Source organism: Xanthomonas sp. A1809 (assembly GCF_017746015.1).
Taxonomy (GTDB): Bacteria; Pseudomonadota; Gammaproteobacteria; order Xanthomonadales; family Xanthomonadaceae; genus Xanthomonas; species Xanthomonas euvesicatoria.
The window spans coordinates 13324-39760 of sequence record NZ_JAGHWZ010000018.1; the positions used below are offsets into that span (position 1 = coordinate 13324).

Genomic DNA, 26437 nt, shown 5'->3' on the forward strand with positions numbered 1-26437 from the left:
GTTCGATGCCTGTCTCGACCGCACGTCATGCATCGCTGGGCGCTGCACGGCTCCGCTTCCAAGCTGCGCTCCATCCACTGAAGGAGCAGGTGTATGAAGACAATTGCGATGATGCTGCTGGCTACCGCGCTGAGCATGGCCGGCACGACCCGCGCGACGGGAACCACACCGCCGGCGTCAGCCACGGCCGAATTGGCGCGCGAGGCCGCTGCGTTTTTCAAGGACAGCCAGCCGGGCGGCGTGGTGCTGGTGACGCGTGGCGATCAGGTGCTGCTGCGCCAGGCCTACGGCATGGCGGACATCGAAAATGGCGTGGCCATGCAACCGGACGCGGCAATGCGGCTGGCTTCGGTCAGCAAGCAGTTCACCGCCATGGCGGTACTGCAACTGGTGCAGGTGGGCAAGCTGCAACTGGATACCTGCCTGGAGTCAGTGGACCCGGCGCTGAGCGGCCCGCTCGCCAAGGTCACCGTGCAGCAACTGCTCACGCATACCTCCGGCATCAAGAATGTCAGCAGCATCGCTGCCTCGCGCGCCGCGCGACGGGAAGACACCGATGCGCGGAGCCTGATGAACTATTTCAAGGACCTGCCGCTGGAGTTTGCTGCGGGCACGCGCTTTCGCTACAGCAACTCCAACTACATCGTGCTGACCTATCTGATCGAACGCATCACCGCTCAGCCCTACCCGGTCTATATGCAGCAGTCGCTGTTCCAGCCGCTGGGCATGCTGCATACCCGCTACGATGACCATCTCACCGTGATCGCCAAACGCGCGCATGGCTATCGCCGCGCGCAGGGCCAGTTGCAGAACGCCGACTTCATCAGCATGTCGCAGCCGCAAGGCGCGGGCGGTCTGATCAGCACGGTGGACGATCTGGCGATCTGGCACCGCGCATTGCGCGACGGCTTGCCGGTGTCGGCATCGCTGCTGGCGCAGGCGATGCGCACGACCACGTTGGCCGATGGCAGCGCCTCGCCCTACGGCTTCGGCTGGATCATCGGCCAGGTAAACGGCATGGCCGACGTGGAGCATGGCGGCTTCATCAACGGCTTCAACAGCTATGTGGTGCGGGTGACGCAGCCGGACGTCTTCGTGACCGTATTGACCAATGCCGAGTTCCTGGATCCGACCAACCTGAGCGTGCGTCTGGCCGCCATCGCCGCCGGGCATGCCTATGCGGCGACGGTCGCGCTGCGCAGCCAGGACCGCGCATGGCTGGGCCGTTATCGCTTTGCTGCAGATGATGTACGCGTGCTTGCGGAAGTGGACGGCGCGCTGCAACTGCAGCGCGAGGGAGAAGACCCGGTTGCCGTGCTGCCGCATGCCGACGGCCGTTACTACCTGGGCGAGAGCCTGGATGCGTTGAGCTTCAACAAAGACGGCAATGGCAACGCAGTCATGACCATGCACGACCGCTTGATGGGTGACAGCAGCGGCACTCGCGAACCGACCGGGGACAACTGACAAGCGGCTGCGCGGCTGCCCTCCGGCGGAATCGGTGCACAGAGTGGGCATATGCCACACGCATGCCCCGTGGCTCGCGTGCGCCATCGGCACTGATCTGGCAAATTGCCCCCACGTTGCCAGCCACCCAGAAACCGCCGAAAGCTAAAGGCTAAGCAGCTCTCTGAAGCGTGCGCTCTGGCGGCGGGACACTTCCACTTCCAGCCCACCGCGCAGGGTCAGCATCAGGCCGCCGTTGCTCCACGGTGCAACCTGCTCCACGAAGTCGAGATTGACGATGTACTTGCGGCTGGCGCGAAAGAATTTGTCCGGCGCCAGCTGCGTTTCAATCGCCCCGAGCGGCCGATACAGCAGTGGCGCGTGGTTCTGGAAGTACACCCGGCTGTAGTTGCCGACCGCCTCGATCAACCGCACATCGCGCGGCTTGACCAGGAAGCAGCGCTCGCCGTCCTTGATGAAGATGGCGCTGTCCATCGCACGCCGCACCGGCGGGGCGGCAACCGCGTCGCCTAGTTTCTCGATTGCCTGGGCAAGCCGCTGCGGTTCGATTGGCTTGAGCAGGTAGTCCACCGTGTTGTAGCCGAACGCCTTGAGCGCATGCGCGTCGAAGGCGGTGGTGAAGATGATGCGCGGAACCCGACTCAGGCGCTCCAGCACATCGAACGCGTTGCCGCCGGGAAGGTCGATATCCAGAAAGACCACGTCCGGCGTAGCCGATTCGATCAACTGCACTGCACTGTCCACATCATCGGCATGGCCCAGCACACGCAGCTGCGGGTAACCCTTGAGCTGATGCTCCAGTTCGAAGCGGGCCAGCTCCGAATCTTCCACGATCACCGCTTCAATCACGCGCCCTCTCCAATCCATACATGTGCCACCACACACGTGCCTTCTTCATGTAATTGCAGGCCGGCATGTGATCCGAACGAGAGTTGCAGGCGTTGCCGCAGGTTCGCCAGGCCCGTGCCGCCGCTGCCGCCGGCTTGCAATTGCCCGCTGTTACGCACATGGATATGCAGCGCATCATCCTGCACGGCAATGCCTACCTGCAGATCGCCGACGCTGCTGCTGAGCCCCAGACCGTGCTTGATCGCGTTTTCCACCAGCAGCTGCACGCAGAATCGTGGTACCCGTCGCAGCAATGCGGCTGCATCCACGTGTTCGGCATAGCGCAGGCGCTTGCCGAGTTGCATGCCGACCAAGCCCAGATAGTCGCGCACGACCGCCATTTCTTCGTCCACGGTCACCAGGGCTTCTTCGCCGCCGGTGAACTGGTAGCGCAGCGTGCTGGCGAAGCGGGTGATCTGTTCGCGTGCCAGCTCTGGATCGATGAGGATGAGCGCTCGAATATTGTTGAGCGTGTTGAAGGTGAAATGCGGGCTGATATGGCCGAGCAGACGTTGCAACTGCGCCTCCTTGAGCGCCAGCCGCAGATCGTTCTGGTGGCGAGTCGCTTCGGCTAGCCGCGTCTGTCTGCTGATCGACAGGTAGAGCAGGCTCCAGGCAATGTAGGCCGGCCATAGCAGGGCCGTGCCCGCGATCATCGGCTGCGCCTCGGACAGCGCCATCAACCCCGGCGAGAGTCCGCGCAAGCCCAGCAGTGTGCCGTGGACCGCCACATCCACGCCCAGCGCCGCCAGCAGGCTGGCAACCAGCAACAGGCCCAGCCAACGCACTTCGCCGTAGCCATCGGCTTGCAGTGTTCGATAGAGCCGGCGCAGCAGCAGGCTGCCCAGCAACCCGCCCACGCTAAAGCTAGCCACTGCGGCCAACTGCAGCCCATCGGGAACCGCTTCCTCGCTAGGCCGAGCCACGTAGGCAATCGCCAGGAACAGCGACCAGCCCAATGCCTGCATCAGCCAGAACATGCGCCCTACTCCGCGCATGCCGGGTATTTCCTTGCCTCTGTCACGCAGCCTCATCTCCGTCCGGCATGCCAGCGACGCGTTGCCACCGATGCCCGGGCAGAGAATAGGGCCGAGTGAAGGCGATTGCACGATGTGGATGACCGTCGATGCTTTCTCGCTGCATCGCTGATCGCACCGGGCGACAACGCAGTGGCCGTGTGCTGGCGTCTGCGCGCTAGCCCTGTGCGTTGCCGGGCGGGGTCGAGTGCGGGCGCGTTTGCTTCTTCAGCAATTCGCCGATGTATTGCCGGGCCAGTTTGCTCCCGATGTCCACTGCAGCCTGCAGCGAACCGAATGTGGGAGAGCCCGTCAACGGAACCGACTGCCCGCCTACCTGCAAGGTGTCCAGTACCACGCGCTGGCGCTCTAGCTGACGGGCCACCACGGCATAGGCAATGCCATGCAGCGTGCCTTCCATCGTCAGCAGATCCTCGGGCGATGTGGTGCTCATCCCCAGCGAGCATAGCGACGATCGGTCAGCGCGGCAGCAGCACACCTTGAACCGTTTACGCGATCGCAGTCTGCGCTGCAGCGAGCATCGCCAAACCTGTCGCCCGCACAGGTGGTGTTGCGCGGCGATCGGCCTTGTGTGATGTGGAACCGCGATGGGGCCTGGCAGAACCTGGCCACCAGCGTGCGCCGAACGGCGACACCGGACGCAGCCGCGCAGCGGCAGGCGATGCGCTTCCCGCCCATGACGGTAAGCGTCATCGCTGGCGTTTGACCCGGCCTGCCGTCGGGGAATGCAGCTGCGCGTGTCGGAATTTAAATCCACACACAGGAAAAAAACACGCGCCATTCAGCTGCGCCCCCGTCTGAAAGATCAACGACCTGGCTGCGAGATTTATTCGAAATTGCTGCCCGATCTTTAAGCAAGGTGCCGAACTAGTGAATTTGACCCATCTGAAGTGCAGGATTACGCACAATGGAGGTTCGCGCCTGACCTTATTTATTATATTCCCGGGAATATATTCAATTAATCGGCAAGAGGAAATGAGCAAATTAGTATAATTTTGCCAGTATCAGTCCGGCCACGAACGTCCTGCGCTAGAGCCCGTTAGATCCGCTAACTCGCGCTTGAATTCGCTACCCAGCGTAGTGATTTCACCGACAAGGCGGATGCGATTCCCTGATTCACGAAGACCGCAGTCGCATTTAGGATTGTCGCCCCGCGAGATTTGTGACGCATTATTGTTGAGTACGCTCCGACAATAATCTGCAGGCTCACCTGCTAATGCGCCTCTAATTCGTTTTGGCTATGGATTAAATCGGCAAATCCTATTTGGGCGATTTTTCTCTGAATAGCAACTGTCCATTCAGATTTCAGAGATCTCAGATAGCGCCGTTAAACAATCTCGCAAGCACTGAGTAATACCAAACGTATTTTTCAGATGCTCCGCGGGCGCACTCGTGGGGAAGAGGCGCAGCGGTCGAGAAATGAATAACGCGTGAAATTAATGCCTTCGCTGGCGATCGCCGGCGCGGGGTCCTTCTGCGCCAAATTTGAATCATCAGCAGTAGCGGCGCACTCAATAACTGGAACCGACCAACCAATGAATCGCTCGCTACTGGCAACCACCATCGCCTCCTGCCTCGTCCTGACCGCCTGTGGCGGCGGTGGCGGTGGCGGCAACGTGCGTAGCGACGCACCGCAGACCACGGTGATCGCGCCGACACCGACGACCCCGCCGCCGGCAGCGGACCCGCTGCCCAAGACCACGCCCGCGCCGACGCCGGCCCCGCCACGCTATCAGGGCGTGGGCAGCAATCTGCTGGTGCCGACCAACGCGGATCTGGCGCAGCAGGCGGGCGCGCGGGGCCAGGGCGTGAAGCTGGCCGTGCTGGACGACAACCTGGTGCCCAGCTACGCACCGATCAGCGGCAAGGTCGACAGCTTCAACGATTACACCGCCAGCCCGGGCACGCCCGAGTCGTCGGCCAATGCCTTGCGCGGTCATGGCACGATTGTGTCTGCGCTGGTGCTGGGCTCCGCGCAGGACGGCTTCGCCGGTGGTGTCGCGCCGGATGCAGACCTGTTCTATGCGCGCATCTGCGCCGAAAATTCCTGCGGCACGCAGCAGACCCGTCGTGCGGCGGTGGACATGGCCGCGGCTGGCGTGCGGATCGCCAATCTCTCCATCGGTGCCTCCTACCCCGATGCCGCCTCCAGTGCCAACGCTGCGCTGGCCTGGAAATACGCACTGACCCCGTTGGTGCAGGCCGATGCGCTGATCGTGGCATCCACCGGCAATGAAGGCGCGGCAGAAGCTTCCTACCCGGCGGCAACGCCGGTGCAGGAAGCCAGTGTGCGCAACAACTGGCTGGCCGTCGGTGCGATCAACATCGATAGCGCCGGCAACGCCGCCGGCCTGACCAGCTATTCCAATCACTGCGGCGCCGCCGCGCAGTGGTGCCTGGTCGCGCCGGGCAGCTACACCGCCCCGGCCCTGGCCGGCACCGAATTGCAGGGCCAGATTGCCGGCACCTCGTTCTCCACCGCCGCCGTCAGCGGTGTCGCCGCGCAGGTGCTGGGCGCGTATCCGTGGATGAGCGCTTCCAACCTGCAGCAAACCCTGCTGACCACCGCCACCGACCTGGGCGACCCGGGCGTGGACGCGCTGTACGGCTGGGGCCTGGTCAATGCGGCCAAGGCGATCAAGGGCCCGGGCCAGTTCGCAAGCAACTGGGCGGCCAATGTGACCGCTGGCTACGACAGCACCTTCAGCAACGACATCTCCGGCGCGGGCAGCCTGACCAAGAACGGGGCCGGCAAGCTCACCCTGAGCGGCAATAACAGCTATACCGGCGGCACCAGCATTAGCGACGGCGTGCTCACACTGTCCGGCAGCCTGCGTTCGGATGTGATCGTGTTGAACTCGGCCACGTTCGAATCGCGCGGCGGTGTGATCAACGGCAACTACAGCCTGGTCAACAACACCGGCACCACCGCGCTCGAGTTGGGCAAGGGCCTCACTGTCACCGGCCGGGCCAGCTTGAAGGGCAATCTGCTGTTGCTGCCGGAAGCGGCCGGTTACACCGTCGGCAGCACCGAGAAGATCGTCAAGGCGGGCCTCCTGCAAGGCACGTTCGACCGCGTGCAGTACGCCAACAATTTCTTCTGGACCGCGGCACTGTCCTACGACTCGACCACCGTCACCGCGACCCTGACCCGCAATGCCTCCGCGGCCAGCGCACAGGCGGCCGGTGCACCGCAGTCGGTGGTCAACGGTGCCAACCAGGCCGATGCGCTGGTCAAGGTGCTCGATACCCGGGTCGCCTCGGGCGACACCGACAACCTGGGTGGCCTGATCAGCGCCACCGGTTCGCTGATTGCAGCATCCGATGCGCAGGTTGCCGCGTCGCTGCCGACCCTGACCGGCCAGGTGCACGGCATCGAGCGCACGCTGGGCTTCCAGTCCGCGCTCAACGACGCACGTGTGGCCGCCGACCGCCTGCCCTACCTGGCCGACACCACCACGTTGACCACCTGGATGCAGGGCAGCTACCTGGACGGCAATCTGGGCCGTAGCGGTTTCGCTTCGGCCGATTACACCCAGCAGGCCACCACCTTCGGCGTGGATCTGCCGATGGGCAGCGGCGGCACCATCGTCGGTGCGGCCGTGACCTCCGGTCAGGACCGTGCGCACATCGCCGCGTCTTCGAGCCGTCTGCGCTCGGACCGGTATGCGATGACCGCGTACCTGTACCAGCCGATCGGCCAGGCGTATCTGTCGGCGATCGGTTCGTACGGCATGAGCAACGTCCAGACCGAACGCAACGTGCAGGCCGGCAGCATCGGCGAGCGCTTGCAGGACCGTCGCCACGACACCAACTGGTCGGCGCGCGCGGAAATCGGCCTGATGCCGCATGCCGGGTTGTCGCCGTTCGTGGCAGCCGGTGTGGTGAGCCAGACCCAGGATGCTTTCAGCGAAGCCTCGGTGACGGGCCTGGGCCTGAGCGCGAACAGCGATACCCTGCGCGCAGGGTACGGCGAGGTGGGTGTGCGTGGCCATCTGGCGCGCGGCAACTGGAGCTTCGATGGTCTGGTGGCGTATCGCTCGCTGCTGGGCAACCCGAATGCCGACTTCTCTGCGTGGTTCACCGGCCTGCCGGAAGCGCGTTTCAATGTCGCCGGCGAGCCGGTGTCCAAGCAGTCGCTGCGCGCCTCGGTTGGCCTGCGTTACCAGCTCAACGATGCGTTCTCCATCTACGGCAACGTGGGTGCCGAGCGCGCTCGTTCGGACACCAACAGCATCAACGCCAACATCGGTCTGCGCTGGCAGTTCTGATCGCAGCCGATGCAGAAGTGCTGCAGGCGATGCACGTGACGATGTCACGCACACTGCTGCGTGACAGTTAAAAGAAGGCCCCGGCATGTCCGGGGCCTTTTCGTTGACGGCCGCGTGCCAATGGCGAAACCGCCAAGCGCTTGGCTGACACGGCGTCTTGCGTGCCGGCCCCGCGCAGACGATACGAAAGTATATCGATGCGATGTCCATGGACTGGCGAAAACGCCCGAAAACCCCTGGTTTCGCGCGCTGACGGCTGGCACCATGCACGCCATCGACGCGGCTGCAGCACGCGTTGCAACTGCGCCGGCCCGGATGGCTGGCGCGCAACCTCACACCTGTGGCGATGCGCCATGGGTGCCAGGCGATGCCGATGTACGCCGCTGCCGGCAGCGCGCGTAGATCCATCGCCGATGCAACCGCGGCCTGCGTTCGCGCATCGCCGACCGCGGGTGCAACGCCTTCCCTCTCCCCGTACGAGTCATCGCATGTCGTCCCCCTTCCTGCGTTCTACGCTGGCAGCTGCCTGTGTGTGCAGCTTGCTGGCCGGCTGCGGAGCCACGCCGCCGCCGGCTGCTCCCTCGCCGCTGCTGATCCACACCAACACGCAGGTGATGGTGCCGGCGCACTCGCCCCTGCGTGCCAGCCTGCGCGTGCAGGCGGTGCGCAGCCAACCCATCGCCCCCCTGCTGCAGATGCCGGCGGTGATCGACGTGCTGCCCGAGCGCCTGGTGCGCGTCGTGCCGCCGTTGGCCGGGCGCGTGGTCGCACTGCCCAAGACCCTGGGCGACACCGTGCATGCGGGCGATGTGCTGTGCGTGCTGGATTCTGCCGAACTCGCCAGTGCCTACAGCGATGCCGGCAAGGCGCGCGCCACGCTGGAACAGGCGCGCCTGGAACTGGCCCGGCAGAAGGCGCTGGCAGCGGACAGCATTTCCGCTGCACGCGATCTGCAGGCGGCGCAGCAGGCCTTCGACAGCGCGCAGAACGATACACGGGCGGCCAGCGATCGCCTGGCCCAGCTGGGTGTGGCTGCGCAGGCGAGCTCGCACCGGCGCTATGTCGTGCGTGCGCCCATTGCCGGCCGCGTGGCGGAGCTGAGCGCTGCGCTGGGCGGCTTCTGGAACGACACGTCGGCGTCACTGATGACCGTGGCCGATATCTCGCAGGTGTGGCTCACCGCCAGCGTGCCGGAACGCGAGATTGGCCAGGTCTTCGAAGGTCAGCCGGTCACTGCCAGCCTGGATGCCTATCCTGGCCAACGCTTCGTCGGCCACGTGCAACACCTGGACGATTTGCTCGACCCCGCCACCCGCACGTTGAAAGTCAGGGTGGACCTGAATAACCGCGACGGCCTGCTCAAGCCGGGCATGTTTGCGCGCGCCCAGTTCCAGTCGCGCCCGCAACAGGCATTGGTGGTGCCCGATAGCGCGCTCTTGCAGATGGGACTGTACACGCGGGTGTTTGTCGAAACCGCGCCGTTCGCTTATCGCTCGCGCATCGTGGCCACCGGCCGCGCAATGGAGGGCTATACCGAAATCCTGTCCGGCTTGAAGGCCGGCGAGCGTGTGGTGATCAAGGACGGAGCCTTGCTCAATGATTGAGGCGATCATCACCACCTGCTTCCAGCGTCGCGGCATCGTCTGGCTGGTCTTCGTACTCATTGCGTTATACGGCACATGGAGCTGGACGCAGCTGCCGGTGGAGGCTTACCCGGACATCGCCGATGTCACCTCGCAGGTGGTCACGCAGATCCCGGGCCTGGGTGCAGAAGAAGTGGAACAGCAGATCACCGTGCCGCTGGAACGTGCGTTGATGGGCACGCCCGGCCTGCATGTGTTGCGCTCGCGCAGCCTGTTCGCCCTTTCCCTGATCACGCTGGTCTTCGACGATGGGACCGAAGGCTACTTCGCGCGCCAGCGTGTGCTGGAACGCATCCAGGCGGTCACCCTGCCCTATGGCGCAATTCCCGGGCTCGACCCATACACCTCGCCCACCGGCGAGATTTATCGCTATACGCTGGAATCGAAAACACGCAGCCTGCGCGAGCTGTCGGACCTGCAATTCTGGACGGTGATTCCGCGCCTGCAGAAAGTGCCAGGCGTGGCCGATGTGACCAATTTCGGCGGCCTTACCACGCAGTTTTCGCTGGCGCTGGAGCCGGACCGCCTGACCCGGTACGGGGTGTCGTTGCAGCAGGTCAAGAGCGCCATCACCAGCAACAACGCCGATGGCGGCGGCAGCGTGATGGATCGTGGCGAACAAAGTTACGTGATCCGCGGCATCGGCCTGCTGCATTCGTTGCAGGACATCGGCAATGTGGTGGTGAGCAGCAGCAATGGCGTACCGGTCCTGGTCAAGGACCTGGGCCAGGTGCGCTACGACAATGTCGAGCGACGCGGCATTCTGGGCAAGGACGGCAACCCGGACACGATCGAAGGCATCGCGTTGCTGCTCAAGGACAGCAACCCGTCGGTGGCCTTGCAAGGCATCCACAGTGCCGTGGAGGAGCTCAACAACGGCGTGCTGCCCAGGGACGTCAAGGTGGTGCCGTACCTGGATCGGACCGCGTTGATCGACGCCACGCTGCATACGGTGAGCGCCACGCTGACCGAAGGCATGCTGCTGGTGTGCGTGGTGCTGTTGATCTTCCTGGGTAGCCCGCGTGCGGCGGCGATCGTGTCGCTGACCATCCCGCTGTCGTTGCTGATCGCCTTCATCTTCATGCACCACCTCAAGATTCCGGCCAATCTGCTGTCGTTGGGCGCGATCGACTTCGGCATCCTGGTCGATGGCGCGGTGGTGCTGGTGGAAAACGTCTTGCGCCTGCGCGAAGAAAACAGCCAGCGTGCATTGACGGCGCGCGATGCGATCGACGCCACCCTGCAGGTGGCGCGGCCGATCTTTTTCGGCATGGCCGTGATCGGCTGTGCGTACCTGCCGCTGCTGGCGTTCGAACGCATCGAATACAAGCTGTTTTCGCCGATGGCCTACGCGGTGGGCGCGGCCTTGATCGGTGCGCTGCTGGTGGCGCTGACATTGGTTCCTGGCCTGGCGTGGCTGGCGTTCCGCAGGCCGCGCAAGATGATGCACAACCGCGTGCTGGAAACACTGGGGCAGCGCTACCGCGCATTGCTGGAACGCAGCGTGGGCCGACGCGGCTGGCTGCTGGCTTGCGCGGCGCTGGCCCTGTGCGTGCTGGCGGTGTTGGGGGGCAGCATCGGCCGCGACTTCCTGCCGTATATCGACGAAGGATCGCTGTGGCTGCAGGTGCAGATGCCGCCAGGCATCACTCTGGACAAGGCCGCCACCATGGCCAATGCCTTGCGCAAGGCCACGCTGGAATTTCCCGAGGTTTCGTACGTGGTGACCCAGACCGGGCGCAACGACGATGGCACCGACTACTGGACGCCTTCGCATATCGAAGCGAGCGTTGGCCTGCGTCCCTACAAAGACTGGCCGGCCGGCATGGACAAGCAGGCATTGATCGCTGCGCTCGGCGCACGTTATGCACGGATGCCCGGTTACACGGTGAGCATGATGCAGCCGATGATCGACGGCGTGCAGGACAAGCTCTCCGGCGCGCACAGCGATCTGACCGTGAAGGTGTTCGGCGACGATCTGCAGCAGGTTCGCGGCGTTGCCGACCAGGTGGCTGCAACCTTGCACAAGGTGCCGGGCGCTGCGGACATCGCCGTGGATGTAGAGCCGCCCCTGCCCAACCTGCAGGTACGTTTCGACCGCGCGGCGGCAGCACGCTATGGCATCAATGCGGCCGATGTGTCGGATCTGATTTCCACCGGCATCGGCGGCAACCCGATCGGGCAGATGTACATCGGCGAGAAGAGCTACGACCTCACCGTGCGCTTTCCGCAACGGTATCGCAACGATCCGCAGGCCATCGGCGCGTTGCGCCTGCGCACCGCTGCCGGCGCCGAGATACCGCTCTCGGCGGTGGCCAGCATCACCACCACCAGTGGCCAGAGCGTGATCGTGCGCGAGATGGGCCGGCGCAACATCATCGTGCGGCTCAACGTGCGCGGCCGCGACCTGTCCAGTTTCCTGAGCGATGCGCAGGCCACGCTCGCGCGGCAAGTGCACCTCGACCCGCAGCACATGCAGCTGGTGTGGGGTGGCCAGTTCGAGAACCTGCAGCGTGCCCAGGCGCGCTTGCTGGTGGTGCTGCCAACCACCTTGTGCATCATGTTCGTGTTGCTGTTTGGCGCATTCGGCAACCTGCGCCAGCCGACATTGGTGCTTGCCGCCGTGCCGCTGGCCATGATCGGCGGGTTGGCTGCATTGCACCTGCGCGGGATGACCCTCAATGTCTCCAGCGCGGTAGGTTTCATCGCCCTGTTCGGGGTGGCGGTCCTGAACGCGGTGCTGATGCTCGCGCAAATCAACCGGCTGCGCCAGGACGTGGGCATGTCCTTGCGCGAGGCGGTGGTGGCCGGTGCGGTGAGCCGCATGCGGCCGGTACTGATGACCGCGACGGTGGCAGCGCTTGGCCTGGCACCGGCAATGCTCGCCACTGGCCTGGGCAGCGATGTGCAGCGCCCGTTGGCCACCGTGGTGGTTGGCGGCTTGGTCACCGCCACGGTGCTCACCTTGGTGTTGTTGCCATCGCTTTACTACCTGATGGAAGCCTTCGTCGCAACGCGCCAGGGCCGCCCGGAGACGACCGCATGACCGACGTTCGCAACGCATTGCTCGCCAGTGCCGTGGCGGTATCGCTCGCCGCCTGCGCAGTGGGACCGGACTTTCAGCGCCCCGCTCCACCTGATGCCGATCGCTATACCGCCAATGCGTTACCGGCAACGACCGTGGCCGCCGACGCAGCACATGGTGGTGCGCAGCAGTTCGAGCCCGGGCAGGACGTGCCGGCCGCCTGGTGGCGCGCCTTCGGCTCGCCGCAACTCAATGCTGTGGTGGAGCGGGCCTTACGTGCCAATCCGGACCTGCAGGCCGCCGACGCAGCGCTCCGGCAGGCGCAGCAGACGCTGGCTGCACAACGCGGTGCCTGGCTACCGCAAGCGGATCTGCATGTGGATGCCAGCCGGCAACGCGATTCGGTGGTGCCGGCGCCAGATGCCGGCATCGACACACCGTATGCGCTACGCACCGCCCAACTCAGCGTCAGCTACACGCTGGACGTCTTTGGCGGCACGCGGCGGCAAGTGGAAGCGGCCGGTGCGCAGGCACAGGCCCAGCGCGATCAGCGCGATGCGGCGTACCTGAGCCTCACCGCCAACGTGGTGAACGCGGCCATTGGCGAGGCGGCCGTGCGCGCGCAGCTGGAGGCTGCGCGCGCGCAGGTCGCCATCGCCGAGCAGCTCTGCACGCTCACCGAACGCCAGCAGGCGCTTGGCGCCCTCGGTGCAGCGCAGGTGCTGGCCCAACGCACGGCGCTGGCACAGGCGCAGGCCGCGGTGCCGGGGCTGGAAAAACAGCTGGAACAGCAACGGACCCTGCTCGCGATTCTGGGCGGGCAGTTGCCTGGCGACGCTGCGGGTGCGGGTGCGGGTGCGGCATTTACGCTGGACACGCTGCAATTACCGGCGCAATTGCCGTTATCGCTGCCCTCGCGGTTGGTCGATCGCCGCCCGGACATCCGCGCCGCCGAAGCGCAGGCGCAGGCTGCCAGCGCATTGATCGGGGTGGCGGCCGCTGCGCGCTTGCCATCCATTACCTTGAGTGCGGCCGGCGGCGGCTCTGCTTCCAGTGTCGGGCGCATGTTCGCGGCCGGCAATACGCAATGGTCGGTGGCCGGCAGCCTGCTGCAACCGCTGTTCCATGGCGGCGCGCTTGCGCATCAGCAACGGGCGGCCGAAGCTGGCTACGCGCAGGCCATGGCGCAATACCGCAGCGTGGTGCTGAACGCATTTGGCGAGGTTTCCAACGCGCTCACCGCGCTGCAGAGCGACGCGCAGAACCTGCGTGCCTGTGCCGATGCGCAGGCCCTGGCCGAGCGCACGCTGGCGCTGGTGCAACGTCAACAGGCGGTCGGTGCGGTGGGCATGGCAGATCTGCTGCAGGCGCAGCAGGCCTACCAAAGCACGCAGGCCGCCACGGTCCAGGCACAAGCCGCCCGCTACACCGACACCGTGGCGCTGTATCAGGCCCTGGGTGGCGGGCCGTGGTGGTCGCCAGCGGCCCGGACGCCCAAGCCCGCGGCTCCATGAATCACGCACCGCAGCCAGCGCCGGTTGTGTAACGGCGGCGGCGCCAGCTGAGACAATCGCCGCCATGCGCATGACCTCTCTCTTCCGCTCGCCACCCACGCGTACCGACCTGCTCGGCATGGTCGGGCTGGTGGCGGGCATGGCGGCGATCTTCGTGGCCGATACCTTCACCGACTATGCGGTGGCGGCAGCCTTGTTCTATACGTTGGTGGTGCTGCTGTCGGTACGCCTGCTGACGCGCACGGGCGTAGTGCTGCTGGCGGCCACCTGCCTGGCGCTGATCGTGCTCAGCTTCCATCTCACCCCGGCCGGCAGCTACCGCGTGGGCGTGATCAACTCCTGCATCAGTGCGGTGGTGGTGGCGGTCACCACCTATCTGGCGGTGCAGATGGAAGCGGCCAAGGCGAGCGCACATGCCGCACAGGCACGGCTGTTGCGGCTCACCCGCAGCGGCAGCATGGGCGGGCTGGCCGCATCGATCGCCCACGAAGTCAATCAACCCTTGGCCGCCATCGTGACCAGTGGCAATGCCTGCCAGCGCTGGCTGGCGCAGCAACCGCCCAACCTGGCCAAGGCCGATGCAGCACTGGAGCGCATGCTCGCCGACGCCGGCCGCGCCAGCGCCATCATCGCGCGCATGCGTGCATTGGCGCGTGGCGAAGCCAGCCAACGCCAGCCGCTGGATTTGAACCGCACCGTGCTCGACATGATTGCCCTCACCCGTGGCGAAACCGAGCGCCATGGCATCGCGCTGTCGCTGGAGCTGGACCCTGCCCTGCCCGCGGTGCTGGCCGATGGCGTACAGATCCAGCAGGTCATCGGCAATCTGTTGCTCAACGCCGTGGAGGCACTGGCGACCTTGCCGGACGAGGCGCGCAGCATCCATGTACGCTCGCACACCGATGGTGGGTGGGCATGCCTGTGCATCGACGACACCGGCCCAGGCTTGTCCGATGACGCACTGGCGCATGTATTCGAAGCATTCTGGAGCACCAAGGACGATGGCATGGGCATTGGCTTGAGCATCAGCCGCACCATCATGGAAGCCAACGGCGGGCAGATCTGGGCCGAGCCGGCCGGTGTACGCGGCGCGCGCTTCGGCCTGCGTCTGCCCCTGGTCGCGACGGAGCGCAGGCCATGAGCGAGCCGGCCCCGGTGGTGTATCTCATCGACGACGATGCCTCGATGCGCGCTGCACTGGAGGATCTGTTCGCCTCGGTCGGCTTGCAGGTCTACGCGTTCGGTTCCACCGATCAATTCCTCGCGCACCGGTTGCACGAGGCACCCGCCTGCCTGGTGCTGGACATTCGCATGCCGGGCCAGAGCGGGATGGAGTTCCATCGGCGCATGGTCGAATCCGGCGTTGCCCTGCCCACCATCTTCATTACCGGCCATGGCGATATCGCGATGAGCGTGGAGGCGATGAAGAACGGCGCGATCGAATTCCTGACCAAACCGTTCCGCGATCAGGTCCTGCTGGATGCCATTCAGGACGGCATCCGGCGTGACCGTGCGCGCCGCCAGAGCGAGGCGGTGGCCGCGCAATTGCGTGCACGTTGGGAGTCGCTGAGTAGCGGCGAGCAGGATGTCACGCGATTGGTGGTGCAAGGTCTGTTGAACAAGCAGATCGCCGCGCGCCTGCACCTGAGCGAGATCACCGTGAAAGTGCGGCGTGGCCAGGCCATGCGCAAGATGCAGGCTGGCTCGCTGGCCGAACTGGTGCGCCTGGCCGAACGCATCGGGCTGTGATGCGCGCTGTGTGACCGGTGCGCAGGCGTGCTGTGCTAGCTGCCCGCGCACGCGCCATCGGCGGGCATCCAGCCGCCATGACGGCCTGCGTGCTCCAGGATGACAGCGCCATGACGCAGCACCCACGCAGCGCTTTTTCGGCTCTCGATGTCATGCATTGACCTGGTCACCGCAACGCACCTGACGCTCCGGTGCGTATCTTGCGGCGCGCGCGACAGACACAGGAATGCGGGCAAAAAGAACGCCCCGGTATCCGGGGCGTTTTTGTTTCCGGTGTCAGGCATGCGGCAAGACAAGACTTCAGAAGCTCACTCCCCAGGTCACCTGACCACCGTACGCCGTCTGCCCGTCGCCGCTGAGCCCTTGCAGCGACAGTGCCAGCCGGCTGCGTGGCGAGGTGACCAGGCTCACGCCCAGCTCGCCGATGGCCGCATTCTTGGCCAGGGTGACGCTTTGCACCGAGAACTCCGAGGCGGTGCCGACGAAGCCGGCCGAGCGCTGCACGGAACGGTCGCCGAAGGCATGCCGCCAGCCTGCCGACGCATACAACGCCGCCTTCTGGCCGAGGTCCCAATCACCACGTACGCCCAGCGTGGCGGTACTGAAGGTGTCGCTGGCACTGTCCACCGACAGCGCGGAGATGCCGCCGCGTTCGGTGAACCCGTCGGTCTTCAGGCGGGTGTAATCGGCCGCAATGAACGGGCTGTACACCGCGCCTTCGGTGCGCAGATTCCAGGCCGCTTCCAGCGACACCGTTACGGCGGTGGCGTCGTAGCGGCTGTCCATGCGCTCTTCGAGCACGCCGGGCAACATCACCCGGCGCGTGCTGTCGACGCGATAGCTGGCGTAGTCCACCGCACCCTGCAGCGAGAACGCAGACCAATCGGCCCGGCCATACACGCCGGCATGCGTGCCATCCACATCGGCACGGTCGCCCCATTCGCGCGACCAGCTCTCGATATCCTGGTTGCCGACCGCAATGCCCACCACGCTGCGTTCGCCGAAGCGGCGTTCCGCACCGGCCATCACGCCGTTGTCCTCGCGACGTACCGACACCGCATTGGCATCGCCATCGACACGGGTGGGCAGGCTGCGCCCGGTGATCCAGACCATGGTGTCGCCGACCAGCGTGTCCTGGCTGTCGCCACGCAGATGGTTGGCGATGCCGCTGTAGAGAAAGCGGCTGTCCAGCAGGGCCGTTGCAGTGCTGGCATGACTTTCGCCCGACAGCGAGGCAAACGCGGTGCGCACCGCCTCCGGGTCGTCGGGCAAACGCACCACGGCCTGATAGATCGGGCTGGTGTTCGGCAAGCCGTCCACGGCCGCCGCCGTGGACTGCTGGTTCGGCGTGGTGACCGCGTCCACCATGCCCACCGTATTGCGCCCGAACGTCACCGACAATCCGGTCGCGGTGGTGCTGACATCCGGCTCGATAAACGCGTAGTCGGAAATGACGTTGGTGAACTGCCCGGTGAGGCCGCCGCCGGCGCTGATCACCGGAATTTCCGTAAACAGCGGCAAGTCGGTCGCCCGCACCAGCGCCAGCGTGGTGCCGGTTGCCACGCTGGCTGCGCCGCCCACCGCCACCGGCGTGACGACACCGCCGTCGCCGGGCGTCACCTGCAACGTGGAGCCTGGTGCAAACGTGGCATTGCCGCCGACGCTGATGGTGCCACCGGCACCGCCGATGGCGACCGTGCCCGATGACACCAGGCTGCCGACACTGCCGCTGCCGGCGAGCGTGCCGCCCGGACCCACTGTGACCGGCCCGCCCAGCGCCGCGCCCGGGTTGGCCAGGTTGCCGACACTCAGGGTGCCGGCGTTGACCTCGGTCGGGCCGGTGAAGGTGCTGCTGTTGGCGGTGAGCAACAGCGTGCCGGTCCCCAGCTTGATGAAGCGACCGACCCCGAACAACCTGCCTGCATAGCTGCCGGCACTGTTTTGCAGGAAGGTCAGCGTGCTGTTGTTGGTGATGTCGCCCTGCAGGCTGGCGGTGTTGCCAACCAGCGTGCCCGCGTTGACGGTCGTACCGCCCAGGTAACCGTTGACGCCGTCCAGGGTGAGCGTACCGGTGCCGTTCTTCACCAGCACGCCGCTGCCGGTGACGTTGCCGGCGTAGGTCCCATCGGTCGCCTGGTCGAACACCAGCACTGCATTGTCGACGATGTTGCCCTGCAGACTGTCGGTGGTGCCGATCAGGCTGCCACTGGCGACGGTGGTGCCGCCGCTGTAGGTGTTGGGCGCCACCAAGGTCAACGCGCCGGCACCTTGCTTGATCACGCTACCGGTGCCGCTGACCGCGCCGGCGAACACGCCGTCGCTGGCCTGATCGAAGATCAACGTCGCGTTGTCGACCACATCACCCTGCAAGCTGGTGGTATTGCCGACCAGGCTGCCGGCGCTGATGACGGTGCCGCCGGTATACGTATTGGCACCAAGCAATTGCAGCACGCCGCTGCCGGTCTTTTCCAGCGAGCCAGTCCCGCTGACCGCGCCGGCATACACGCCACCGGTGGTCTGGTTGAACACCAACGCTGCATTGTTGGTGATATCGCCCTGCAAACTGGCGGTGTCGCCGATCAGGGTGCCGGCCGCAATGGTGGTGCCACCGGCGTAGCCATTGGCGCCGCTGAGCAGCAATGCGCCGGCGCCCTCCTTGACCACCGTGCCAGTGCCGGTGATCGAACCGGTAAACACGCCATCGGCCGCCTGGTTGAACGCCAAGGTTGCGTTATCGACGATGGCGCCTTGCAGGCTTGCGCTGTCGCCCACCAGCGTACCCGCAGTGAGCGTCGTGCCACCGCTGTAGGTATTGCTGCCGTCCAGCGTGAGGGTGCCGGTGTTTGTCTTGATCAACGCACCGCTGCCGCTGATGTTGCCGGCAAGGGTGAGGTCGGCCGGGTTGTCGACGGTCAGCGCCGCACCCAGCGTGACCGCGTTACCCAATGCCGCGGCAATGGCATTGCTCAGCACCGCATCGCCGGTGACCGACAAGGTGCCGCTCCCCAGGGCGGTGTTGCTGGCCACCGCCAGCGTGCCATCGCTGAGCGTCGTGCCGCCGGCATAGCTGTTGTTGCCGCTGAGCGTGAGGGTGGACGTGCCGTTCTTGATCAAACTGCCTGCACCGCTGATTGCACCGGTCAATGCCAGGTCGTTGCTGCCTGGCAGCGTCAACGCGCCGTCGAGCACCACCGCATTGGCCAGCGCCAATGCTTGATCGGTATCGAGCGTGGTGCCCGCTGCGGCAGTCAGCGTGCCGGTGCCCAGCGCCTGCGCATTGCCCAGCACCAGGCTGCCGCCGCCGAGCGCGGTGCCGCCGGTGTAGGTGTTGGCACCAGTCAGGACCAGCGTGCCGGTGTCGAGCTTTTGCAGCGTGCCGCTGCCGCCGATGGCGACGTCGATGGTGCCGGTCACGCCGGGGTCGACGCGGATGATGGTGTTCGCTGCGTTGGCGCTCAGTGCGCCACCGCCTGCATCGCTCAACACATAGCCATCGGTGACGAATTGCATGCCGGTGATGCCCTGGGTGCCCTGCACGCCCACGTTGCCCGCGGTGCCTGCGAAGACCGCAAAGCTGTTCTGCCAATCGCTGTTGGTCAGCCCATCGACCGACGTCCAATTGGTGGTGCCGGCGGTCCATGTGCCGGTACCGCCCTCGGCGCTGCCGTTGGCGACGGTCTGCGCACCATCCCAGAACTGCACGTTGCTGCCAGAAGCCAACAACACCACGTTGACCTGCTGCGCCAGCGAGGTCTGCAGCGTGAGCTGGGCGGGGTCGACCGTGCCCGGCAAGGTGCCGAAACCCATGCCATTGTTGGTCAAGGTGCCGGTGTAATCGATCAGGCGATACACGCCGGTGCCGAAGCCGCCGATGTCGGTGATGTTGAGCGTGCCATCCAGCGTGAGGTCGCCGTTGACCGCGAGCACACCGGTCTGGCTGGGTATCCCCAAAAACGCATCGAGCGTGGCATTGGGCGACATGCTCAGGCTGCCGGTGGTCAGCAGCGCACCGCTGGTCACCACCAGGCGGCCACCGTCATTCACAGTGACCGCGGCATTGACCACGCCGCTGCCGCTCAACGTGCCGCCGGTGCCCACGGTGACGCCACCGGCACTGCCCAGCGTGCCATCCACATCCAGCGTGCCCGCGGTGATCTGCGTGGTGCCGCCGATCGCGCTGGTGCCGGTGAGTTGCACGGTGCCGGTGCCGACTTTTTCGAGATTGCCGGCATCGTTCAACGCACCTGCGAAGGTGCTGCCGACGTTGCCAACGCCCAGTTGCAAGGTGCTGCCCCCCTGGATCGCGACATTGCCCAGGCCGGTCACGCTGCTCAATGCGGTATTGCTGCCGAGCGAGAGCCCCGCCCCTGCCGCAACGTCCACGCTGGCACTGGTCCCCAACGTGCCGGTGGCGGAGGTGGCCAGCACGCCGCCCTGCACCGACACCGGGCCACTGAACAGGTTGCTGCCGGACAGGGTCAAGGTCCCCAGGCCCGTCTTGGTCAGCGCGCCCGCGCCACTGAGCACGCCGGTCAACGCCAGATCGTCCGCACTGGCGATGGTCAGGTTGGCGCCCAGGTTGACGTTGTTGCCCAGGGCCAAGGCAATGGCATTGCTCAACGTCGCATCGCCCAGCACCGACAGGCTGCCCGTGCCGAGTGCGGTATTGCTGCCCACCGCCAGGGTGCCGGCATTCAACACGCTGCCGCCGAGGTAGCTGTTGCTGCCTCCCAGCGTGAGCGTGGAGGTGCCGTTCTTGATCAAGCTGCCTGCACCGCTGATGGCGCCGGCCAATGTCAGGTCGTTGCTGCCGGGCAGCGTCAACGCGCCATCGAGCACCACCGCGTTGCCGAGGGCCAATGCTTGGTTGGTATCGAGCGTGGTGCCCGCTGCGGCGGTCAGCGTGCCGCTGCCCAACGCTAGCGCATTGCCCAGCACCAGGCTGCCGCCGCCCAGCGCCGTGCCACCGGTGTAGGTGTTGGGACCACTCAGCACCAGCGTGCCGGTATCGAGCTTCTGCACGCCGCCGGTGCCGGTGATGGCCACATCGATGCTCGCCGTGGCACCCGGATCGACGCGGATGGCGGTCAACGGGTCGGTCACCGCCAGTGCGCCCGCGCCGGCATTGGTCAGCTGATATCCATCGGTCACGAACTGCAGGCCGCCGACGTTCTGCGTGCCCTGCACACCCACCGTGCCGGCCGTACCGGAAAACACTGCGAAGTCGCCTTGCCACGTGCTGTTGGCGCTACCGTCCTGGCCGGTCCAGTTGGTGGCTGCACCCCAGGTGCCGGCGCCACCATCGACAGTGCCATTGGCTGTGGTCTGCACCCCATCCCAGAACTGCACGATGCTGCCCGGCGCGGTCACCACCAGATTGAGTTGCTGGCCGATGGCGGTCTGCAGGGCGAGCTGGCTGATGTCCACGCTGCCCGGAAACAGGCCGATCAGCATGCCGTTGTTGGTGAGCGCGCCGGTGTAGTCGATCAACCGGTACACGCCGGTCCCGAAGCCACCGAGATCGGTGATGTTGAGCGTACCGTCCAGGGTGAGATCGCCATTGACGGCCAGCAAGCGGGTTGCGCTTGGCGCGCCCAACGCCACATCGACGAACGCGCCTGGCGCGAGCGTCAACGCGCCCACGCTCAACGACGAACCGCTGGTCAGTGCGAGCCTGCCGCCATCGCTGACGGTGACCGCCGCACCCACATTACCGGCGGCGCCGGTGCCGGTCAGCGTGCCCCCCGATGCGACGTTCAAGGCGCTGGTGCCGAGACTGCCGACCACATCGAGCGTGCCCGCACTGACCTGCGTGCTGCCACCGATCGCGCTGGTACCGAGCAAACGCACGGTGCCGGCCCCCACCTTGTCCAGGTTGCCGCCACCGCCCAGGCTGCCGGCGAAATCGCCGCCGCCTAGTTGCAGCGTGGCGCCGGTATCGGTGTCTACACCGCCCGCACCAGTGAGCGTGTTGATCAAGCCACCGTTGGTCAGGTTCAACAGCGCACCTGCCGCGACATCGACATTGCTGGCGTTGCCCAATGAGGCCGCGGTACTGGCCACCACGGTGCCGGCCTGAATCGCCAGCGGGCCGGTGTAGCTGTTGTTACCGCTCAAGGTCAGCGTGCCAAGACCGGTCTTGACCAGGCTTCCGCTTCCGCTGATGGCACCGCTTGCCAACATGTCTGCGGCGTTATCCACGGTGAGCGCGGCGCCCAGCGCGATGTCGTTGCCTAGCGCCACGGCGACTGCATTGCTCAATACCGAATTGCCGAGCACCGACAGGCTGCCGGTGCCGAGCGCATTGTCGGCTCCCACCGCGATGGTGCCTGCAGTCAGGCTGGTACCGCCGCTGTAGCTGTTGCTGGCCGTGAGCGACAGGGTGGTGGCGCCATTCTTGACCAGGCTGCCGGTGCCGCTGACGCTGCCGTTCAAGACCAGATCGTTGCTGCCCACCAACGTCAGTTGATCGTTCAACGCGAGGTTGTTGCCTACCGTCAACGCGGCAGTGGCATCCAGTTCGGCAGGGCCGTTGACTCGCATGTCACCCACGCCAAGCGCGGCATTGTTCCCAAGCACCAGCCTGCCCGCGTCCAGCGCAACGCCACCGGTGAAGGTATTGGCGTTGCTCAACGTCAGGATGGCGCTGCCCTGCTTGTCGAGGCCACCGATGCCGCTGACGACGCCGTTGAGCGCAATATCCTGCGTGCCAGGCAGGGTCAGCGTGCCATTCAAGGCGACTGCATTACCCAGCGCCACGACGGTGCTTGCATCCAGCGTGGTACCGCCTGCGGCAGTCAAGGTACCTGCGCCCAATGCCGTGTCGCTGCCAACCAGCAACGAACCACCCTGCAGTTGCAGCCCACCGCTCCAGGTGTTGTTGCCATTGAGGGTGAGCGTCTGCGCGCCGGTCTTGATCAGGCTGCCCGCGCCATCGATCGCGCCATCGAGCGTGAGGTTTTGTCCATCGATCGTCAGCGCACCGTTGGTGGTGAGCGCGTTCTGCAAGGTCACCGCAGAGGCAGCGGTGAGCAGCGTGCCGTTGGCAGCAGTAAGTGCGCCGCTACCGAGTGCGGTATTGCTGCCCACGACCAGGGCACCGTCGTTCAACGCGGTGCCGCCGGTGTAACTGTTGTTTCCGTTGAGCGTGAGCGCTCCGGTGCCTTGCTTGACCAGGCTGCCGGCGCCGCTCACGGTACCGCTCAAGCCCAGGTTGTTGTTGCCGGTCAATGACAACGCACCATTGAGCACCACATCGTTGCCAAGCGTGGTGGCGGTGGTGGCCTGCAGTTGCGTTCCGCCGGCTGCGGTCAACACACCGCTGCCCAGCGCCGCGCCGCTGCCGACCGACAAGCTCCCCGCGTTGAGATCCACGCCGCCACCGAAGGTGTTTGCGCCGGTCAGTGTCAGCGCTGCTGCACCGTCTTTGACCAGGCCACCGATGCCGCTGATGCCACCGGTGAGGGTCAGGTCCTGGCTGCCGCCAAGTTGCAGATCCGCATCCAGCACCACGTTGTTGGCCAGCACGCGTGCAGCGGTGCTATCGAGCAGGCCGCCACTCACGCTCAGGCTGCCCGCCCCGAGTGCGCCATCGCTGCCCAGAATCAGGCTGCCTGCCGTCAGGCGGGTGCCGCCCAGATAGGTGTTGTTGCCGCTGAGGGTCAAGCTGGCCGGGCCGAGTTTGTCCAGGCTGCCGGCGCCACTGATGCCCCCGGTCAGCGTGAGCGCGTTGCTCCCAGCCACAGTGAACTGCCCTGCCAGTGCAATGGCATTGGCGAGCGTGCTCACTGCTGCGTTGTCCAGCGTCGTGCCGGCCGCTGCGGTCAAGGTCCCGCTCCCCAGCGCGGTATTGCTGCCCACCGTAAGCTTGCCGGTGTTGAGCGCGGTGCCACCGGTATAGGTGTTGTTGCCGCTGAGCGTGAGATCGCCGCCGGCCTTGACCAGGCTGCCTGCACCGCTGATGGCGCCACCCAAGGTCAACGCCTGCGCGCCATTAAGGGTCAGCGCGCCGGTGCTCAGCGTCACTGCATTGCTCAGCGTGGCAGCGGCGGTGTTTTGCAAGCTCGCAGAGCCAGTGACATTCAACGTACCGGCGCCCAGTGCGGTGCCGCTGGCCACCTGCAAGGTGCCGGCATTGAGGCTGGTGCCGCCGGTATAGGTGTTCAGACCAGCCAGCGTCAGCGTCCCGCCACCGAGTTTGTTCAATGCACCGGCGCCACTGATGGTGCCGGTGAGATTCAACGCGTTGCCGCTACTGCCGACGCCCAGGTTTCCGGTCAGCGCAATCGCGTTGCCCAGCGTGGACGCGGCCGTGGCATCGAGCTCGCCTCCGCTGGCGGTGAGCGTGCCGGTGCCCAGGGCCGCATTCGAACCGACCACCAGTCGCCCGGTGCTGAGCGTAGTGCCGCCGGTGTAGGTGTTGGCGTTGGTCAGGGTGAGATCGCCAGTACCGCTCTTGATCAAACTGCCGGCACCATTGATGGCGCCGCTGAGCGTGAGCGCTTGTGCGCCGGTCCAGTTCAACGGTGCGGCAAGGCTGATGCCATTGGTCACCGTCAACGGCGCAGTGGTGCTCAGGCTGGATGCGCCGGTGACATTCAATGCGCCCGTGCCCAGCGCGGACGCGGTACCCAGTTGCAGCGTGCCCGCTGCCAGCGTGGTGCCGCCGCTATAGGTATTGGTGCCGCTGAGTGACAGCGTTCCGGTGCCGGTTTTATTGACACCGCCAGCGCCGGCCAGCGTGCCGCTCAAGGTCAACGCGTTGCCGCTGGCTCCCAGGCCCAGCGTATTGGCGAGCGCAAAGTTGTTGGTCAGGGTCAGTGGTGCAGTGTTATCCAGCAAACCGCCTGCCGCAGTGACCGTGCCAGTGCCGAGCGCACCGGAAGTCTCCAGCAGCACGCTGCCTGCACCCAGGGTGGTGCCACCGCTGTAGGTATTGCTGCCGCCCAAGGTCAGCGTGCCGGCGCCAACCTTGTTGAGCGCCCCGGTGCCACTGATTGTCCCTCCGATTCGCAGCGCGTTTGCGCCGCCAATACCCACCGTGTTGCTTAGCGAAAACGCATTGGCCAGGTTCACTGCGGCACCTGCCAACAGGCTGCCGCCGGATGCGGTGACCGTGCCGGTGCCCAAGGCACTGTTGGTGCCCACCGTCAACGCGCCATCGACCAGATTGACGCCACCGCTGAACGTGCTGGTACCGGTCAGCGCCAGTCCGCCGGTGCCGGTCTTGGTCAATCCGCCGGTGCCGGTAATTGCGCTGCCAACGGTCAGGTTATTGGTGCCCTGCACAGTCAGGCCGCCCGCGCCAAGCGCAATGCCATTGGTCGGTGCAAGGGTCAGGCCAGCAGCGGTGGCTTGGAGCGTGCCTCCGTTGGCGGTGATGGTGGTGCCCAACTGCGCAGGATTGGCGAACTGCAACACGCCACCATTGAGCGCGCTGTTGGCGAAGTTGCTCGCCCCGCCCACCGACCAGGTGCCGCTATTGACGCGCAAATTTCCGAAATTGATGTATTGCGCGGTGCTTAAAGTTCCGGTGCCGGTGCTGCCGCTGCCGGTACCCACCGCAGAATTTTGCAGGATCAGCGTGTTGTTTCCGCCCAGGCCTCCATCCACCACACCGGTTTGCGCGAAGCTCAGCAAACCGCCCGGGCCGAGCAATTCCAGTGCAAGGCCTCCCCCGCTGTTGACGCTGCCACCGGTGACTGCAGTGAAGCTGTTGGTGCTGCCCGCCCCCATCGAAACACTGCCGTTGATGGTGCCTGAGTTGACGAACGTGTTGCCGGTGGCCGAACTCTGAAAGCCCACCCGTCCGTTGATGGTGCCGGTATTGACCGCGTTGACGGTGCCTCCACCGGTCACCGCGATCACCGGCGTGTCCGACCCCAGGATTGACAATCCCAGCAACGGGCGACTATCGATCACGCCAGCGTTGTTGATCTGCACCGTTCCATTGCTGGCCGACGTCAGCCCCAGCGCCATACCGTCGAGATTGAGCAGATTGGCGCCCAGCAAGCCGCCGGTGCCGTAGAGCGTGCCGCTGGCAAGATTGTTGACGGTGACTGCAGTGGAGCTGGCATTGCCCATGGTCACGCCGCTGCTCAGTACCGAGAGCAGCCCAAGCACGGAAGGGTCGATGGTGCCGGCGTTGTTGAGTGTGGAATTGGTACCGCTCAGGGCGATGGCGGTGCCGCCCAACAGGCCTGCGGTCATCTGGCTGCCGGAGGCGACATTCACGGTCAGGTTGTTGGCGCTACTGGAAAAACTGTTACTGGTGACCGGCGTACCCGAGCAGGTGACGGTTGCGCCCGCCGCGGGGATGGCCGGCGTGCATGCGCCCCAGGCCAGCATCGGTGCGGCGGCCCCCACCGCAAGGACCACCAAGGCCGGCAATTGACGACGGGGTGAGCCAGGCTTGCGACGCCGACGCACCAATTCATGCGTCACCACCCAATTGCCAATGGCTGCGTTCCAGACCAGCGCAAATGCACGATTCATTTGAATTCCCCCTGATTGCCGGGCAGAGACCAGCGCGCACCCAGGCGCGCGCCTCCAAAGACGGGATTGGAATAACGGTAGAGCTGGTTTAAAGCAGCCAGGCCACCTAGACGAATAATGGCGATTAGCCGCGAACATCGCTTGCAGGGAGAAGTTGAGTTAATACCACTCTCTATTCGCCGCGCCATTAAATTAATAGGCGATTCAATACGATTGAAACTGTGCTGAATATCACTAACTCTCACCTCATCCATGACACAGGCCAGATCTGTGGACTGGTTTGCTCGTGCCCGCTAAATGCAGGTTTTTCAGCCTCATCTGTACTGACCCACACCATCTATGCTGGATT

The 26437-nt window shown here is 65.4% G+C and carries 12 protein-coding genes; 7 read left to right on the forward strand and 5 right to left on the reverse strand.

What is annotated here, in order from left to right; all coding sequences use genetic code 11:
* Positions 1-93: 93 nt before the first annotated feature.
* Positions 94-1467 (forward strand): serine hydrolase domain-containing protein, encoded by a 1374-nt coding sequence (locus J7396_RS19890; RefSeq protein ID WP_209261985.1) that lies wholly within the window; start codon positions 94-96, stop codon positions 1465-1467.
* A 144-nt stretch (positions 1468-1611) separates the two neighbouring features.
* Here J7396_RS19890 and J7396_RS19895 read toward each other — a convergent pair whose 3' ends face one another.
* The 3 genes from J7396_RS19895 to J7396_RS19905 all read right to left on the reverse strand — a co-directional run bounded on the left by J7396_RS19895 (position 1612) and on the right by J7396_RS19905 (position 3825).
* Complete coding sequence (locus tag J7396_RS19895; protein ID WP_057681690.1) at positions 1612-2316, reverse strand: LytTR family DNA-binding domain-containing protein; 705 nt, start codon at positions 2314-2316, stop codon at positions 1612-1614.
* Positions 2313-3353, reverse strand: a complete 1041-nt coding sequence (locus tag J7396_RS19900; RefSeq protein ID WP_234878346.1) for a histidine kinase — start codon at positions 3351-3353, stop codon at positions 2313-2315. The genes J7396_RS19895 and J7396_RS19900 overlap by 4 nt, the downstream gene beginning before the upstream one ends.
* 196 nt (positions 3354-3549) lie before the next feature.
* Entirely contained in the window at positions 3550-3825 is a 276-nt protein-coding gene (locus J7396_RS19905; RefSeq protein WP_057681692.1) for a hypothetical protein, read from the reverse strand.
* A 1102-nt stretch (positions 3826-4927) separates the two neighbouring features.
* On the opposite strand from J7396_RS19905, the gene J7396_RS19910 reads away from it, so the two are divergent.
* The 6 genes from J7396_RS19910 to J7396_RS19935 all read left to right on the forward strand — a co-directional run bounded on the left by J7396_RS19910 (position 4928) and on the right by J7396_RS19935 (position 15594).
* Positions 4928-7663: a S8 family serine peptidase gene (locus J7396_RS19910; protein ID WP_209261986.1), complete on the forward strand. Its 2736-nt coding sequence runs from the start codon at positions 4928-4930 to the stop codon at positions 7661-7663.
* A gap of 488 nt (positions 7664-8151) precedes the next feature.
* A complete protein-coding gene (locus J7396_RS19915) occupies positions 8152-9267 on the forward strand; it encodes an efflux RND transporter periplasmic adaptor subunit (RefSeq protein WP_122272804.1) in 1116 nt (371 codons plus the stop codon).
* A complete protein-coding gene (locus tag J7396_RS19920; protein WP_029819415.1) occupies positions 9260-12352 on the forward strand; it encodes a CusA/CzcA family heavy metal efflux RND transporter in 3093 nt (1030 codons plus the stop codon). The genes J7396_RS19915 and J7396_RS19920 overlap by 8 nt, the downstream gene beginning before the upstream one ends.
* Positions 12349-13845: an efflux transporter outer membrane subunit gene (locus tag J7396_RS19925; protein ID WP_209261987.1), complete on the forward strand. Its 1497-nt coding sequence runs from the start codon at positions 12349-12351 to the stop codon at positions 13843-13845. Before J7396_RS19920 ends, J7396_RS19925 begins: the two co-directional genes overlap by 4 nt.
* Positions 13846-13963: 118 nt before the next feature.
* Positions 13964-14986 (forward strand): HAMP domain-containing sensor histidine kinase, encoded by a 1023-nt coding sequence (locus J7396_RS19930; protein ID WP_029819413.1) that lies wholly within the window; start codon positions 13964-13966, stop codon positions 14984-14986.
* The gene (locus tag J7396_RS19935) at positions 14983-15594 is read left to right on the forward strand and encodes a response regulator (RefSeq protein ID WP_209261988.1); all 612 of its coding nucleotides are present in this window, start codon (positions 14983-14985) and stop codon (positions 15592-15594) included. The genes J7396_RS19930 and J7396_RS19935 overlap by 4 nt, the downstream gene beginning before the upstream one ends.
* A 300-nt stretch (positions 15595-15894) precedes the next feature.
* Here J7396_RS19935 and J7396_RS19940 read toward each other — a convergent pair whose 3' ends face one another.
* A complete protein-coding gene (locus J7396_RS19940; protein WP_209261989.1) occupies positions 15895-26088 on the reverse strand; it encodes an autotransporter-associated beta strand repeat-containing protein in 10194 nt (3397 codons plus the stop codon).
* Positions 26085-26342 carry a hypothetical protein gene (locus tag J7396_RS19945; RefSeq protein WP_139790250.1) on the reverse strand — a complete coding sequence of 86 codons (258 nt, stop codon included), beginning with the start codon at positions 26340-26342 and terminating at the stop codon, positions 26085-26087. The genes J7396_RS19940 and J7396_RS19945 overlap by 4 nt, the downstream gene beginning before the upstream one ends.
* Positions 26343-26437 lie beyond the last annotated feature (95 nt).